The following is a 14,890-nucleotide window of genomic DNA, read 5'->3' as shown; positions in this document are numbered from 1 at the left end:
AACCCGTTACTAACGGTAAAGGGAACCGTTATTTACATTCTGATTATATTGAAAATATTGAGGCGTTCGAAAATTAACCCTTGTCTACTAAAAAGCAATTGCACCCTATTCCAATTTTACTTTACGCTTTTCTTCCCGAACTCTATAAAATTGGGATAGGATCCACGTGCAAAAGTTTAAGGGTAAGAATTTGGGACAAGACACAAATTATTCTGGAAAATTTTGCCCTTAAATGTTAAAGTTTGGGTTCAAAATTTATTTTTTTCAATCTGCGTGCAAATTGCGTGCAAATGAAAAAGGCTCCAGAGTTTGAATTTCTCTGAAGCCTTGCTATCTCTGCTCCCCCTCTTGGGCTCGAACCAAGGACCCTCTGATTAACAGTCAGATGCTCTAACCAACTGAGCTAAGGAGGAATGTGACGCTTATTCTAAAATCTATTTTATTTCTATTTTTCTTTACACTGATAGCCGGTCAAGTACGTAGCTCAGTTCTGAGCCCTGCCTGCCGGCAGGCAGGTAAGGAGGAATGTTTTATCCTAAGCGGGTGCAAATATATGTGTTTCTTTAAAACACTACAAGCAAAAAATTCGCTTTTCTATTTAAAAAGCCATTTATACAAGTCGTTGCCATTGGCAAACAGCAACAAAGCGATCAGAAGGAAGAACCCGATCATCTGGGCGTACTCCAAAAACTTGTCGCTGGGTTTACGGCCCGTGATCATTTCGTAGAGCAAGAACATCACGTGGCCACCATCCAAAGCGGGAATAGGCAGAATGTTCATAAAAGCCAAAATAATGGAAATTAAAGCAGTTGTGGACCAAAAGGCCACCCAATTCCATGTTCCAGGGAACATGCTGCCGATAGCGGCAAATCCCCCTACTCCTTTATAGGCTCCAGTCTGTGGATTAAAAATCTTTTTGAGCTGTTTTACGTAGCTGGACAACGTGTTCACCCCTTTGTTTATCCCTGCTGGAATTGCTTCCATAAAGGAATAATTTTGGGTTTTGATTTCAAAAAAGCCATCATTCTGCAAGTCCTGCATGGTATAGCCCCCTACTTCCAAGCCTAATTTTCCTTCGTTATTGACCTTGGCCACAAGGTTGGCTTGACTTCCATCTTCCCGTTTCACAACAACATCAATGTCCTTCCCCTTGTTGTTTTGCAAAAAGCCCATTACCTGATCTCGGTAAATAGCTTCTGACCCATTTATACTCACGAATTTATCTTTAGGCTGAAATCCAGCTGTCTTGTTTTGTGAATCCTTGGGAATTTTATTCACCACAAAAGGAACCCTAAGATTCAGGAAACGAACCTTATCTTCATCTTCAAGTAAAGTTGAAATAAAATCGATTGGGATTTCTTTTTCAATACGCTGGCCATCACGTTCAATGGTGATGCTGTTTCCATTGATCAATTCCACAAAAACATCATCAAAAGATTTGATTTCATTCCCGTCCACGGCTATAATCTTGTCCCCTGTCTTTATGCCCAACTCATCCCCGATTTCGGTTTCGGTCACCCAAATACCATCCTTTAAGCTATTCATGGGGATATACTGGTCACCATAAGCATAAGCCATTCCTATATAAATGATCACCGCAAGAATAAAGTTTACCGTAACCCCTCCCAGCATAATGATCAAACGTTGCCATGCCGGCTTGCTACGAAACTCCCAAGGCTTGGGTTCTTCTTTCATCTGTTCGGTGTCCATACTCTCATCTATCATCCCAGAGATCTTTACATAACCTCCCAAGGGCAACCAGCCAATTCCATACACGGTCTCTCCTATTTTCTTTTTGAAAAGGGAAAACTTCACATCAAAAAAGAGATAGAACTTCTCAACCCGGGTCTTGAAAATTTTTGCTGGAATAAAATGGCCCAGCTCATGCAGAACAATGAGCAAGGAAAGACTTAGAAAGAATTGTATGGTCTGTATCAATATAGGACTCATCAGCAGTCATTTGTTAAAACGCACAAAAGTAAACTTTTAGGTAGTGATAAAAAAACGGCAAATCCTAGGCCCGTGTGTTTTAAGAAACTTTTGGCAACAAAACTTGGCTTTTCCCTTGATGAATCCTAGCGGCAGCCGTAATTTTGCAGCGTGAAGTCATTTTTTGCCAAATACAAGCTTTTTGGAATTGTCTTTTTGTGCCTTTCGGCCGTGATCATGTATTTGTTCTACAAAGCCTTACAGCCCCAAAAGATACTTCCGGTATACCAACCTTCCATGGTGGACCCATCTTTGGTGGACAGCACTTTGCACTACAAAAAAAAGTATCATAAAATTGCGGATTTTGCCCTTACCAATCAAAATGGAAAGACCATTACCCAAGACGATTATAAGGATAAAATCTATGTAGCCGATTTTTTCTTTACCACCTGCCCCAGTATTTGCCCTATCATGACCAAAAATATGGGCGATATCCAACAAGCCATCCTAAATGATGATGATGTGCTCTTGCTTTCCCATTCGGTTACCCCTGTAATTGATTCCGTACCTCAGCTAAAAAAATATGCGTTGGAAAAAGGCGTAGTGGATAGCAAATGGAACTTGGTGACAGGTGATAAAAAGCAAATCTATGAGCTGGCCCGAAAATCATATCTGGCCGTTAAAACGGATGGCGATGGTGGCCCTTACGATATGATCCATACCGAAAATTTCATTTTGGTGGACAAAGAACGAAGAATACGGGGTTTCTACGATGGCACCAATCCAGAGGATATTGACAAGCTGCTCCAAGACCTTAAAATCCTTAAAGACAGCTATGCCGACTAATCCGTGTACCTTTCTTGTGGTTTTTAGGATTCTATTTTGTCTTTTTTACTTATTTTTGCCTTAATTAAATTCAATCTAAATAAGATTAGTGGCGACGGTAGCGGACTTGGCATACGGACAAAAGGGGATTATTAAGGATTTTTCAGAACATATTCTTCCCATAAAATTGTTGGAACTGGGTTGTTTGCCTGGCAACAGTGTTGAACTGGTTCAAGTTGCCCCCCTAAAGGACCCCATTTATATCAATTTAAGTGGAAGTCATATTGCCATTAGACGGTCACTGGCACAACTCATTGAGCTGGACATTGTTGAAGATAACCCCAGCCTATGAGTAAAAACATCAATGTTGCGCTAGTCGGTAATCCCAATACCGGAAAAACCTCAGTTTTCAATCAGCTTACCGGTCTTAAACAAAAGGTGGGGAACTATCCCGGCATCACCGTTGAAAAGAAAGAGGGTATTTGCAAGTTGCCCAGAGGGGTAAAAGCCCATATTCTGGATCTCCCTGGAACGTATAGTCTCAATACCACTTCGTTGGATGAAAGTGTGGTGGTTGAGTTGCTCCTCAATAAAAATGACAAGGATTTTCCCGATGTGGCCGTGGTCATCAGTGATGTGGAGAACCTGAAAAGGAACCTCCTGCTCTTTACACAGATCAAAGACCTTCGTATTCCCACCATTTTGGTCATAAACATGGCCGATCGTATGTCTCGAAAGGGTATTTCCATAGATGTTGAGGCCATGGAGCAAAAGCTCGACACCAAAATTGCATTGGTGAGTACTCGAAAAGGTGAAGGCATCGGCCGCGTGAAGGAACTTATTGCCGACTATAAAAGTCTGTCCACTTCGCCGAATGTGAATGCATCTCGAATCGCCCCTGAGTATTTTGATCGTTTGCAAAAGACCTTCCCAAAGGAAGACCTCTATAAATTATGGTTGGTCATCACACAAGATGTCAACTTTATGCCCATCGAGAAAAAGAGGATTCAGGATACCACTGACTTTTCCACAAAATCCAAGGATGAGCTAAAAAAGTTACAGCATAAAGAAACTGTGCTGCGCTACCAATTCATCAACAATACCCTAAAAGAAACCTACAAGGTGGACATCTTGGCGGCCAAAGGTCTCCGTGCATCCATAGACAAGGTCCTCACCCATAAAGTTTTTGGATACCTGATTTTCTTCGCCATTCTGATGCTTATTTTTCAAGCTATTTTTGAATGGAGTTCCTACCCGCAAGATGTAATTGATGTTCAATTTGCGGCGGCAAGCGAATGGATAAAGAATACGTTACCTCCTGGTGTTTTTACGGATTTACTGGCCGAAGGAATCTTGGCCGGGATTGGTGGGATAGTCATTTTTGTCCCCCAAATTGCATTTTTGTTCCTGTTTATTTCATTGTTGGAAGAATCTGGGTACATGAGTCGCGTGGTCTTTTTAATGGACCGATTGATGCGCCCCTTTGGATTGAGTGGAAAAAGTGTGGTGCCCCTTATTTCGGGTACAGCTTGCGCCATTCCTGCAGTTATGGCCACCCGAACCATTGAAAATTGGAAAGAGCGATTGATTACCATTTTGGTAACCCCTTTTACCACCTGTTCCGCTCGCTTACCGGTTTATCTTATTTTGATTGCCCTTGTTATTCCAGAAGGAAAAATCTTGGGAGTGAGCTATCAAGCTCTCACTTTGATGCTGTTGTATCTCATTGGATTTGGCATGGCCATTTTCTCCGCCATGATTCTGAACAAAATCCTGAAAATAAAAAGTCGGTCTGTTTTTATGGTGGAAATGCCCACCTACCGACTACCTCTTATCAAAAATGTGGCCTACACCGTATTGGAAAAGACCAAGAGCTTTGTGTTCGGTGCGGGAAAGATTATTCTGGCGATTTCCATTGTACTTTGGTTTTTGGGGTCCAACGGATATTCCGAAAATTTTAGGAATGCGGAGGACATTGTATCTGAACGTATCGAGAATCAAGGTCTAACCACCTACAGTAAAAATTATATCCAGAACCACATCAGTGCATATGAACAAGAGGTGAAATCCAATGACGGTAACATCAACTCCAAACAAGTTCAGGATTCCATTCAAGCCATCAAGGATGATTTATCCGAAAGAGCCAAGGCTCAAGAAATTGCCAGTTACAAATTGGAGCATTCGTACATTGGCCAAGCTGGAAAAGCTTTTGAACCTTTGGTCAGGCCTTTGGGCTACGACTGGAAGATTGGAATTGCCGTGCTAACTTCCTTTGCCGCGCGAGAAGTATTTGTAGGAACGTTGGCCACGATTTACAGCGTGGGAAGCGATGAAGAAGAGACCATTAAAAACCGAATGGCGGCCGAGTTGGATGCCTCGGGCCAACCTTTATTCAATTTGGCTTCTGGAATCTCTTTGATGTTGTTTTATGCCTTTGCCATGCAATGTATGAGCACCTTGGCTATTGTAAAACGAGAGACAAACTCTTGGAAATGGCCCCTGTACCAACTGGCATTTATGAGTGTTTTTGCGTATCTTGTAGCTTTAGCTGCCTATCAAATTCTTAGCTAATGGAAAGTTTTCAGCAAATATTGGTCTATATCACCCTAGCCGTTGCCGTAGGGTATTTGGTCTGGAAATTTCTTCTGCCCAAATCTTTGATCTATGGAAAAAAGAAAGGTTCCAAATGCGGGCAGGATAATTGTGGCTGCAGCTGATTAACTCCCCCTTTTTCTATTCTATATCACTAAAAATTAATAGCTTGTGGAATAATTCATTTCCATGAGGCGTCTACTTCACATCAGCTTTTTGGCATTCTTCCTCATATTTGGAAGTTGCTCTAGCACTAAGGCTCCAACCACCAGCACCAAAAACATTTCCAAAGAGCTGGAAGAGCGGAACAAGGGCAATGTTTCCCTTCTTCAACGCATTCGTCAATTGCCCGGGGTTACACTCAGAAACAATGTCCCCTATTTTACAAAAGCCACAAATCAAATTTTTGGTGGTACACCTACAGAGCCTCTCTATGTGCTTAATGGCTATATCGTTGGTAACTCATTTCGTTCCGTTAATCAACTGGTCGATAGTTTCAATGTGAAAAAAATCGAAGCAATTACTGGTTCAGAGGCAGCCGAATATGGTGTACGTGGCGGGAGTGGTGTCATCAAAATCACAACTTACTGATCACAGAACTTCTTATTTTTTCCGAAAACTTTAAAAAATAATGCGCTGCATGTAACCTTTTTCAATTTCCTGACTATTTAATACAAACGCCAACTAGAAACATTGCTTGGAAACACTTTCAGATGAAATACTGATGCAAAAAGTTGCCGAGGGCAATTTAGATCTGCTCAAGGTTCTTTTTGACCGACATCATAAACATGTGTACCATTATTTGTACAAGATGTCCGGCGATAGCATGTTGAGCGAAGATCTTACACAAGATGTGTTTTACAAGTTGATTAAGTATCGAAGTTCCTATAAAAATGGTTCGTTTGTGTCTTGGCTGTTCACCATAGCACGGAATAATCTAAGGGGACATTTTACCCGAAACCACAATCCTTATGAAAAACTTGATGTACTTGAATATAAACTTGCAGAGGACGAGAATGATGTACAGGAAGACTATTCACAACTTCAGCATGCCCTCAACCAATTGGATCCTGCCGATCGTGATTTGGTCATTCTAAATCGCTTCAAGGAAATAAGGTATGAAGAGCTCGCAGAAATGATGGGAAGCACCCCAGGTGCTGTAAAAACTAAAGTCTGCAGGGTTTTAAAAAAATTGAAAAAAATATATCTAGAAAATAATTGACCATGGAAAAGAACCATGTTTTAGACTTGATTCCCGAATATTTGGATGGAGTCCTGATGGCCGAACAGCAAAAGCAGGTGGAGCAACATTTATCCAATTGCCCAAAATGTCAGCAGGAACTTGAGGAAATGAAATTGTTGTTCAATGCTTTCGAATCGGAAGCCATTTCAGTGCCATCAGATAGGCTCAAAATCCAATTTGAGCAGGCTTTAGAGATAGAAAAGGCCAATTTGGGCAAAGTGATGACGCTTTCCACCGCTAAAAAATCAAATTGGGCGAACAATATCCTTAAGATTGCCGCTAGTATTGCCCTGCTGGTAGCGGCTTTTCAAATGGGCAGTTTATTGGAGCAGCGAAAGATGGAAGGGGATATGGCACAACTTCAAGATGAAGCTGACCAGATGAAACAAACGGCCATGCTTTCCCTCATGGAAAACCAATCTGCGAGCAAGCGCATCCAAGGAGTCAATTACATTGAAAAATTTGAGCAACCCGATGAAGCCATCATTGAGGCTTTGGGCAACCGGCTCTTGTATGATGAAAACGACAACGTCCGATTGACCGCCTTTGAGGCCTTGGCCAAGTTTACCACTTCCGAGGCCGTCAAATCCACTTTTATCGAGGCTTTGGGAAAAGAGAAAAACCCCAGTATTCAGGTAGCTATTATTCAGGCATTGGTGCAGATACAGGAAAAGAAAGCGGCAGCACCCATGAAAAAACTGTTGGAAAAAGAAGACACACAACCTTTTATCAAAGAGCAAATCAGGGCAGTATTGCCAACTTTAACATAAACATCAAAAAGCGAAAAATCATGAGAAAATTCACATTCATTTTAATGGTCCTTTTTATGGGCACGATCGCCAAGGCACAAGGTGATTACACCAAATCCTTAAATGGGATACAATGGGTAAAAATCAGTTCGAATACGGATATTGTTGTAAAAACCCATAGTGCCAACGAGATTTTAATCAAATCCGGGCCAGAAATCAAGGCCCCCGAAAGGGCAAAAGGGCTAAAATTAGTGGGGGAAGGGGGTACGGACAACACCAACGTTGGTTTTTCCGTAGTACAGGATGGCAACACTCTTATTGTATACAACTTGAGAAGAGATCAAGGGGGTGAGATATATCTACCCGCATCACAAAACATTGCCGTAAAAAGTACCTGGTACGGGGATATTGAAATCGATGGTTTTTCGGGAGAAATAGAAGCCGATGCCCAGCTTAACGGAGACCTGAAGATAGTGAACGTAAATGGACCTGTTACCGCCAACACCCTAAACGGTAATCTTGAGGTGGTTTTTGATAAAGTAAAACAAGATTCACCCATATCCCTATATTCCACTAATGGCCCTGTTGATGTCAGCCTTCCCTCCAACACTCCGGCCAATCTTGCCCTGAGTACCCTTAACGGAAATGTGTATACCGATTTTGACGTGAAGGCTGCGAATAAGGACGGGTTAAAATCCGTCTTGGGTAGGGACATTAAAGCTTCCATTAATGGAGGTGGCGTTCGAATTTCAATGAAATCAACTAATGGAAACATGTATTTAAGGAAGAAATAAGCATCAATTAAATTCTAAAATCAAAAAACAAACAGTCATGAAAAAATTAGTCTTCACAGCGTTCGTGGGATTGTCCGTGCTATCTCTAAACGCTCAAAAAATCATCGAAAAGAACATCAATTATACCGGCCAATTTATTGACCTTGATGTAAAGTTTGCTTCGGACATTGAGGTAAAGACATGGGATAAGTCCACGGTGTATTTCAAAGCGGATATCACCACTGAAGATGGGAAGTTCCTAGACCTTTACAAGCTCGATATTGATGAAAGCAGCAGTTCCATTACCATTGCTTCTGATGCCAAAGCCGTGTTCAAGGCTTTCCATGATGAGTGGAACACAAACAACCCCGACAAAAAGAAGCGCTACTATTTCAACGGAAACACCTATGAATTCAATTATGTGATGTATGTACCAAAAAATGCCCGTTTTAAGGTAAGTAGCATCAATGGTGACCTAAGAGCTGAAGTCATTGAAGGCAATTTTACCGCGGATTTGATCAATGGCAATATCGACATCAAAACCTATGATGGTGATATGGACCTTAAGACCATCAATGGAGAAATTGATCTGGTGATGAAAAATTCTAGACTGGTCGCCGAGACCATACACGGCAGCATCTATGCCGATGAAAACCTAAATCTCAAGGTTACCGATCGCGTTGTGGGTCAAAAAGTGGAGGGAAGTTTTGACAAGGCCACGCATCGTCTAAAACTGAACACCATAAACGGAAATATGTACCTGAGACTTTAAAATTGTATATAAATGAACTATTATAAGACAACATTTTTATTGCTGTTGATTGTTGACACCCTCTTGTCTTGCCAGAAAACAAAAAAGTCAAGTCCACAAGACACGTTTGAACTTTCGGTCACTGCAAAAAATTTTCCTGACAGCACAAAGGTCTATCTATACAATAGAGACATCGATAAAAACATAGATTCGGCATTTGTTATCAACGAAAGTTTCAAATTCTCTGGAAAAGTGGAGCTTCCATCGCTATGCTATCTGAACTTTTATGATAAACAGAATAAGCCAATAGATCCTTATACGTATTTCTATTTGGAGAATGCCACGATCCTAATTGAAGGAGAATATTCAGACTTTATCAATGCAAAGGTGATTGGTTCCAAGCAAAATAAACTTCTAGCCCAATACGATTCCATCACCCTTAAAAGTGATGAGGACAATAGATGGGACAATCAACTTGATTTTCTCTTCTCCAATGCCAACAACCAAATGACCCTGACCAATTTACTTTATCGAAAAAAACAGGTTACAAAAGATAGTTTGTTTTTGTTCTACGAGAAGTTGGATTCCATCAATTCAAACTCCCAAAAGGGGCAAGAACTGCTGGCATATGCCAAGGCCGTTGATATAAAACCTGGGGACAAGTTCAGGGATATTGTGGGGTCTGACCTATATGGTGTTGAGCACAGATTGTCCGATTACTATGGAAAAGTAATTCTATTGGATTTCTGGGGGACGGGCTGTGTGCCCTGTCGGCAACAGAACAAAAAGGAATTTCCGAAGTTGGTGGATAAATATGATAAAGAAGACTTTAAACTTATAAGCTATTCTCTTGACACCAAAATGAAATGGTGGAAAAAAGCCAGTCTGGATGATAAAATCTCTTGGTTGAACATATCGGATTTAAATGGAATGAAAAGTGAAAATGTACACAAGTATGCCGTTACCGCCATTCCAAACTCCTTTTTGATTGATAAAAATGGAGTAGTGGTTAAATCGTTCGTCGGGTTTTACGAAGGAGAAAACAGTATTGAAAAGGAGATTGACAAACTACTTTTAAACTGATTTAAATTAAATTGGCAACGAAGGAATAGAGCAACAAGGCCCATCCAATGACCAAAAGTAGTCCCCCGAGCGGGGTCACAGGGCCTAAAAAACGGGGTTTGTTTCCTTTTGCCGCTCCCAAGCAAAGAGCATAGATACTAAAAGAAAACAAAAGCGTCCCAAAAATAAAGCAGTTGACAATGGCCGAATCCAACGGTCCATCAAAACTAAGGTTGAAGCCTAGGACCAACAACACAATCGCATGGTACATTTGATATTTGACCCCTGTCTCAAAACTATGAAGCAGTTCGGGGGTCAATTTCTTTTTTAGGGCATGGGCACCAAAAGCGCCAAATACGACAGCCAAAAGTCCATAAACGGCTCCCATCAGCTGTGTCAAAAAAATAGTCCCCATAGTTTGTTGTTTTTTAAAGATCTATACTGATCTCATAATCTGAGTTGACCTGAAACGCACACTCCTTGTATTTGGGCGGTCCAAAAGTCTTCATTTTTGCTCTGGAAAAAGCTACCTTTTCTTTTGGAATGCCCAACCAATTGGTGTCCAGCTTTCCGTTTCCATTTTCGTCATGGAAGACGGCTAGCGCATATTCCCCTATCGGCAAATCCTCTATTTGCAGGGTAACGATTCCTTTATGTGCTGGAGCACTTCCCGATTTCAACACCTTGTCGAACGACAAAAAGGTCTCATCGGAGTCATATAGGGCCACTTTGACATGGCCATTGGTGGAATCCACATTTTTTACATATACCGAAATTGTATTCTGCGCGAAAAGCGACAAGGGCAACAACAAAATCCCGAAAAAAATCATTCTCATGGTTAGGAAGAATTACTAAAGATTCTACTTTGACGTTTCGAGGTTGTCTTGCATTTTGGCTTGCAAAATAGCATATATTTTTTGGGTCTCCAGACTATCTTGGGTATTAAAATACAGTTTAAGCGAGTCGTGGTGCACCAGTTTTATCTTTTGTTGCCGTAAATCATCCACAAAAACATAGACTTTGGTATGGTGAATGGAATCCTTGAATACCCCTTTCTCCTTGGCCATCCAAGAAAATCCAGAAGAACGTTCCATTTCTGGCAGTTTTGCTTCGAAGAGGATACTGTCTATTTCAGATATGGGTATTTGTTGGCGATATATTCCTGAAAAAATGCTGAATTGCCCTTCCTCAACACTGTACCAATTTTTGTAATGGGCCACAAAGGCAAGCAAACAGACTATCAGTGTTAGAACAATGAGTAGGTTCCACAACCAATGTCTTTTCTTCTTATTCATTTTCTTTATCTGTTCTAAACTTATCGAACCAAGCAAGGGTATGGGCCACTTTGGTCATTAAATTGCTCGGCTTGTTGGCAATTCCATGACCCGCTCCGGGAATTTCCACCAAAACGGTCTCAATTTTCCGAAGCTTTAGGGCATGATACAGTTGCTTGGCCTCACTGGGAGGTGTTCGCAAATCGTTCATCCCCACCATCACCATCGTTGGGGTCTGTACATTACCAACGAGCGAAAGGGGAGAAAATTTCCAGTACCCTTCAAAATTTTCCCAAGGCTGACCGGGATACCGGTTTTCGGCATAATAAAAATAGTTATCCGCTGTCAAAGTCTTGCTAATCCAATTCATTACCGGTTTGGCCACCACGGCCGCTTCAAAACGGTTATTCTTGCCTATGATCCAGGCCGACATGATTCCTCCAGCACTACCTCCGGTCACAAACAATTGGTCTTCATGGGCGATGCCTTTTTGAATACAGAAGTCCACTCCATCCATCACATCATTGTAATCCTCACCGGGGTAATTATTGTACAACAAGTTGGCAAACTCTTCGCCATAGCTGGTACTTCCTCTTGGATTCGGATAGAAAACGATATAGCCCGCAGCGGCATAGAGTTGCATTTCTATGGAAAATCGGTCACCATAATTGGCAATGGGCCCGCCATGGTTCTCCACCATAAACGGATATTTTTTGTTTGAGTCGTAATTGGGAGGAAACATCACCCAACCCTGAATATCACGTCCATCCACTGAAGATTTGTACCAAATCTCCTCTACCGTACCCAAGTTTCTGTAGTTGAGCAATGCATTGTTTAGGCTGGTAATTCTATCCACACGTTTTGATTTTGGCGCTAGGATGGCCAAATCGGCTGGGTACTCAGGTCGTGTTTGGGTGTAGGCAATGGTGCCATTATTGGAAACGCTGTACGAACCGCCGGAATAGGGTCTGCCCAAAGTAGTACCCCCAACATTGTCCACAAGCTTTGTGGTCTTTCCGTCAAGGGAAATCAGCCCTACTTTTCCATTTCCTTTATCATCATAATAGACATATACCCCATCCCCTTTTGCATTCCACTTGATGTCTGCAACGGACCTATCCAATCCTTCGGAAATGACATGTTGATTGCTCCCATCCACATTCATGATGTGCAATTTATCCGTCTGATGCGCCTGCACCTTATCCTCATAACCCACATAAGCAATGTATTTTCCATCTGGGGAAACCTGAGGGTCACTATCGGGTCCATTGCGGTCTGTCAGGGCCACAATATTTCCGGTTTCTACTTCCACTGAATAGATTTCACTGTTTCGGAAACGGTATTCCCAATCTTCCACTCTATTCGCTGAAAAATAAATTTTAGATCCGTCCTTGGACCAAGACAAGGTACCTCGGTGATGCCAATTTCCAGAAGTAATCTGGCGTGGAGCACCTCCATTGGCAGGAACCACAAAGATGTGGTTGAACCCTGGGGCAATGTACCCTCTACCATCCGCTTCGTGATACAAACGGTCTGTGATTCTTGGCGCTTCTTCCCATTTTGCACCTTTGGGTTTCGCTGGAATTTTGGCAATGACGGGTGGTGCTTCAGGCACATTCATGGAAAAGGTCAGTTGCTGACCATCTGGGGACCACGTCAAGGAACTAGGACTGAACGGAAGTTGGGTCAATTTCGCCACGTTACCCGTGCCTACCCAGTACATATAAATTTCAGAACCTTCATCCGTGCTGCTTGTGAATGCAATTCGGTCTCCATTGGGTGACCATCGGGGATTACTTTCGCCAACCTCCCTTCCAGTAAGCTTTTGGTTTTGACTTCCATCCGTTTTGATCAGCCAAAGGTTTCCAGAGGTATTATCGTTCATGATATCAAAAGCCATTCGTTGATAAACCACCCATTCGCCATTTGGTGAAATTTGAGGGTCATTTACGTATTGCAGGTCAAAAATATCAAGATAGGAAAAGTCCTTTTTTTGTGCTGAAGAAAACTGAATAAACGCTCCAATGAAAAGGAAAAGAAATAGTTTGCGCATGGTTCTGATTTTTGAAGATTTTAAAGGTAACGGAAACATCTGATTTCAACAACCACCATTTTTAGCAGCACAACAATACATTACTTATTATATTTAGGACAAAGAACCGCCATGCCCAAGATTTTTCAGAAAATCCGAAAAACGCTGTTATCAGAGAACAAATTCACCAATTATCTCCTTTATGCCATTGGTGAAATTGTTTTGGTAGTTATTGGAATATTGTTGGCCTTGCAAATCAACACTTGGAACCAAGAAAAAATTAGCAGAAACGAGGAACAATTTTATTTGAAAAAACTTCAGGTCAACTTGGTACAAGACACGGTTTATTTGAGCAATAGAATGCGACAATTGAATTTCACCTTGGACAGTTTGAATAGTTTGGAAGCTCTAATACGAGATAAAAAGCTCAAAGATTTCACAAGCGAAAATATGTTCCGTTCACTTATTGGCCTGTTTAGATTTCAACCCCAAACATCCACTTTCGACAATTTGATTTCAACGGGGAAGTTGGAATTGATATCAAATCAATCCATAGTGGATTCATTGTTCAATTATTATAACGATCTAAACAACTATACCAACCAGCAATTGGCCGCAGACGAGACGTATACAAGACAAACCATTGGCCCAAAACTATTGGAGATAGAGGGAGGCATTTTTAAAGGCTCTAAAAGTAGTATGAGCAAAGACGATGAAATTTTTGTTTTGAACGCAATAGACTTAAAACGATTGCTCATCAATGGTATTTTGTTTTATTACAAAAACACTTTGATAAGAAATCGGACTATACACCAAATGATATCTTCAGAAGTCAATCCTAACCTTGATTAATTTTTAGAATTGTGAATTAAGATTGACCTTTGTACAAAACCACATTAATGGATTTCACCAACAAATATGTGCTTGTGACAGGTGCTTCCAGAGGCATCGGAAAAGCAACTGCTATGGCCTTTGCCAAAAAAGGCGCAAAAGTTGGACTTAATTATAAAAGCAATGATGAAGCTGCCGAACACACGTTGAAGGAATTGCCCGGTGGAGGGCATCAACTTTTCAAGAGAGATATTTCCCAAAAGTCAGAGACCGAAGCCTTGATCAATGATTTTGTTACCAAATTTGGACGTTTGGATGTGTTGGTGAACAATGCAGGGATTTCCATTTTCCATGAAATTGATTCGGTTGATTTTGACCATTGGACCCATGCTTGGGAAAAAACCTTTGAAACCAACCTTTTTGCCGTAGCTAATCTCTGCTATTGGGCCGCCCAGGCTATGATAAAAACCGGCGGAGGTCATATTGTCAATGTTTCCTCTAGAGGTGCTTTCCGTGGTGAACCCACAAAGCCTGCCTATGGTGCCAGCAAGGCTGCCTTGAACGCCATGAGTCAATCCTTGGCCAAAAAATTGGCGCCCCATAACATTTATGTCGGTGTGGTCGCCCCCGGTTTTACCGAAACCGAAATGGCAGCCAAGACCCTTACCCCTGAAGAACGCGAAAATCTTTTACGGGAATCCCCCTTTAAGCGCATGGCCCGCCCGGAAGAAGTGGCCCATGCCATTCTATTTTTGGCTTCGGATGAAGCGGCCTATTCCTCAGGAACCATTATTGATGTAAACGGCGCATCCTACCTAAGAAGTTAATC

Annotated in this window: 17 protein-coding genes and 1 tRNA gene; 12 read left to right on the top strand and 6 right to left on the bottom strand. The window is 41.6% G+C overall.

All coding sequences use genetic code 11. The annotated features are described in order from the left end of the window. Nucleotides 1-339: 339 nt before the first annotated feature. Both ACFSJE_RS11620 and rseP read right to left on the bottom strand, forming a co-directional pair. Nucleotides 340-413: transfer RNA gene (locus tag ACFSJE_RS11620), tRNA-Asn, on the bottom strand. Between the two features lie 181 nt (nt 414-594). Further along, nucleotides 595-1,950: an RIP metalloprotease RseP gene (gene rseP / locus ACFSJE_RS11615; RefSeq protein ID WP_379831141.1), complete on the bottom strand. Its 1,356-nt coding sequence runs from the start codon at nt 1,948-1,950 to the stop codon at nt 595-597. A 150-nt stretch (nt 1,951-2,100) separates the two neighbouring features. On the opposite strand from rseP, the gene ACFSJE_RS11610 reads away from it, so the two are divergent. From ACFSJE_RS11610 to ACFSJE_RS11565, 10 genes are all read left to right on the top strand, one after another. Next, nucleotides 2,101-2,775 (top strand): SCO family protein, encoded by a 675-nt coding sequence (locus tag ACFSJE_RS11610; RefSeq protein WP_379831140.1) that lies wholly within the window; start codon nt 2,101-2,103, stop codon nt 2,773-2,775. 88 nt (nt 2,776-2,863) lie between these two features. Next, nucleotides 2,864-3,106 (top strand): FeoA family protein, encoded by a 243-nt coding sequence (locus ACFSJE_RS11605; RefSeq protein ID WP_379831139.1) that lies wholly within the window; start codon nt 2,864-2,866, stop codon nt 3,104-3,106. Continuing rightward, entirely contained in the window at nt 3,103-5,325 is a 2,223-nt protein-coding gene (feoB, locus tag ACFSJE_RS11600) for a ferrous iron transport protein B (RefSeq protein WP_379831138.1), read from the top strand. Before ACFSJE_RS11605 ends, feoB begins: the two co-directional genes overlap by 4 nt. Further along, complete coding sequence (locus ACFSJE_RS11595; protein ID WP_379831137.1) at nt 5,325-5,471, top strand: hypothetical protein; 147 nt, start codon at nt 5,325-5,327, stop codon at nt 5,469-5,471. Before feoB ends, ACFSJE_RS11595 begins: the two co-directional genes overlap by 1 nt. A gap of 64 nt (nt 5,472-5,535) precedes the next feature. Then, nucleotides 5,536-5,937 (top strand): TonB-dependent receptor, encoded by a 402-nt coding sequence (locus ACFSJE_RS11590; protein ID WP_379831136.1) that lies wholly within the window; start codon nt 5,536-5,538, stop codon nt 5,935-5,937. 106 nt (nt 5,938-6,043) lie between these two features. Continuing rightward, nucleotides 6,044-6,568 carry an RNA polymerase sigma factor gene (locus tag ACFSJE_RS11585; protein WP_379831135.1) on the top strand — a complete coding sequence of 175 codons (525 nt, stop codon included), beginning with the start codon at nt 6,044-6,046 and terminating at the stop codon, nt 6,566-6,568. 2 nt (nt 6,569-6,570) lie between these two features. Then, nucleotides 6,571-7,359, top strand: coding sequence for a HEAT repeat domain-containing protein (locus ACFSJE_RS11580; RefSeq protein WP_379831134.1), 789 nt, complete (start codon nt 6,571-6,573; stop codon nt 7,357-7,359). A gap of 20 nt (nt 7,360-7,379) precedes the next feature. After that, a complete protein-coding gene (locus ACFSJE_RS11575) occupies nt 7,380-8,132 on the top strand; it encodes a DUF4097 family beta strand repeat-containing protein (RefSeq protein WP_379831133.1) in 753 nt (250 codons plus the stop codon). 37 nt (nt 8,133-8,169) lie between these two features. After that, on the top strand, nt 8,170-8,883 hold the full coding sequence (locus ACFSJE_RS11570) for a DUF4097 family beta strand repeat-containing protein (RefSeq protein WP_379831132.1): 714 nt from the start codon (nt 8,170-8,172) through the stop codon (nt 8,881-8,883). A 12-nt stretch (nt 8,884-8,895) separates the two neighbouring features. Then, the gene (locus tag ACFSJE_RS11565; protein WP_379831131.1) at nt 8,896-9,945 is read left to right on the top strand and encodes a DUF4369 domain-containing protein; all 1,050 of its coding nucleotides are present in this window, start codon (nt 8,896-8,898) and stop codon (nt 9,943-9,945) included. A 1-nt stretch (nt 9,946) separates the two neighbouring features. Here the strand turns inward: ACFSJE_RS11565 and ACFSJE_RS11560 are convergent, their stop codons facing one another. Genes ACFSJE_RS11560 through ACFSJE_RS11545 form a run of 4 tightly spaced genes read right to left on the bottom strand, consistent with a single transcriptional unit; the run spans nt 9,947 to nt 13,251 of the window. Then, complete coding sequence (locus ACFSJE_RS11560) at nt 9,947-10,339, bottom strand: DUF423 domain-containing protein (protein WP_379831130.1); 393 nt, start codon at nt 10,337-10,339, stop codon at nt 9,947-9,949. A gap of 13 nt (nt 10,340-10,352) precedes the next feature. After that, nucleotides 10,353-10,760 (bottom strand): DUF2141 domain-containing protein, encoded by a 408-nt coding sequence (locus ACFSJE_RS11555; protein ID WP_379831129.1) that lies wholly within the window; start codon nt 10,758-10,760, stop codon nt 10,353-10,355. A 24-nt stretch (nt 10,761-10,784) separates the two neighbouring features. Continuing rightward, complete coding sequence (locus tag ACFSJE_RS11550) at nt 10,785-11,219, bottom strand: PH domain-containing protein (protein ID WP_379831128.1); 435 nt, start codon at nt 11,217-11,219, stop codon at nt 10,785-10,787. Further along, nucleotides 11,212-13,251, bottom strand: a complete 2,040-nt coding sequence (locus ACFSJE_RS11545) for a S9 family peptidase (protein ID WP_379831127.1) — start codon at nt 13,249-13,251, stop codon at nt 11,212-11,214. The genes ACFSJE_RS11550 and ACFSJE_RS11545 overlap by 8 nt, the downstream gene beginning before the upstream one ends. 111 nt (nt 13,252-13,362) lie before the next feature. Between ACFSJE_RS11545 and ACFSJE_RS11540 the strand changes: the two genes are divergently transcribed. Both ACFSJE_RS11540 and ACFSJE_RS11535 read left to right on the top strand, forming a co-directional pair. Continuing rightward, nucleotides 13,363-14,082: a DUF6090 family protein gene (locus ACFSJE_RS11540; protein WP_379831126.1), complete on the top strand. Its 720-nt coding sequence runs from the start codon at nt 13,363-13,365 to the stop codon at nt 14,080-14,082. A 47-nt stretch (nt 14,083-14,129) separates the two neighbouring features. Next, nucleotides 14,130-14,888, top strand: coding sequence for an SDR family NAD(P)-dependent oxidoreductase (locus tag ACFSJE_RS11535; RefSeq protein WP_379831125.1), 759 nt, complete (start codon nt 14,130-14,132; stop codon nt 14,886-14,888). Nucleotides 14,889-14,890 lie beyond the last annotated feature (2 nt).

The organism is Flagellimonas iocasae, assembly GCF_042682725.1.
GTDB classification, from domain to species: Bacteria; Bacteroidota; Bacteroidia; order Flavobacteriales; family Flavobacteriaceae; genus Flagellimonas; species Flagellimonas iocasae.
This window is presented reverse-complemented; position numbering and strand designations above follow the sequence as displayed.

Excerpts from the sequence above, each read along its gene's own strand:
- rseP (WP_379831141.1), bottom strand. The coding sequence starts at position 1,950 with ATGAGTCCTATATTGATACAGACCATACAATTCTTTCTAAGTCTTTCC.
- feoB (WP_379831138.1), top strand. The coding sequence starts at position 3,103 with ATGAGTAAAAACATCAATGTTGCGCTAGTCGGTAATCCCAATACCGGA.
- ACFSJE_RS11595 (WP_379831137.1), top strand. The coding sequence starts at position 5,325 with ATGGAAAGTTTTCAGCAAATATTGGTCTATATCACCCTAGCCGTTGCC.
- ACFSJE_RS11590 (WP_379831136.1), top strand. The coding sequence starts at position 5,536 with ATGAGGCGTCTACTTCACATCAGCTTTTTGGCATTCTTCCTCATATTT.
- ACFSJE_RS11580 (WP_379831134.1), top strand. The coding sequence starts at position 6,571 with ATGGAAAAGAACCATGTTTTAGACTTGATTCCCGAATATTTGGATGGA.
- ACFSJE_RS11575 (WP_379831133.1), top strand. The coding sequence starts at position 7,380 with ATGAGAAAATTCACATTCATTTTAATGGTCCTTTTTATGGGCACGATC.
- ACFSJE_RS11570 (WP_379831132.1), top strand. The coding sequence starts at position 8,170 with ATGAAAAAATTAGTCTTCACAGCGTTCGTGGGATTGTCCGTGCTATCT.
- ACFSJE_RS11565 (WP_379831131.1), top strand. The coding sequence starts at position 8,896 with ATGAACTATTATAAGACAACATTTTTATTGCTGTTGATTGTTGACACC.
- ACFSJE_RS11560 (WP_379831130.1), bottom strand. The coding sequence starts at position 10,339 with ATGGGGACTATTTTTTTGACACAGCTGATGGGAGCCGTTTATGGACTT.
- ACFSJE_RS11555 (WP_379831129.1), bottom strand. The coding sequence starts at position 10,760 with ATGAGAATGATTTTTTTCGGGATTTTGTTGTTGCCCTTGTCGCTTTTC.
- ACFSJE_RS11550 (WP_379831128.1), bottom strand. The coding sequence starts at position 11,219 with ATGAATAAGAAGAAAAGACATTGGTTGTGGAACCTACTCATTGTTCTA.
- ACFSJE_RS11545 (WP_379831127.1), bottom strand. The coding sequence starts at position 13,251 with ATGCGCAAACTATTTCTTTTCCTTTTCATTGGAGCGTTTATTCAGTTT.
- ACFSJE_RS11540 (WP_379831126.1), top strand. The coding sequence starts at position 13,363 with ATGCCCAAGATTTTTCAGAAAATCCGAAAAACGCTGTTATCAGAGAAC.
- ACFSJE_RS11535 (WP_379831125.1), top strand. The coding sequence starts at position 14,130 with ATGGATTTCACCAACAAATATGTGCTTGTGACAGGTGCTTCCAGAGGC.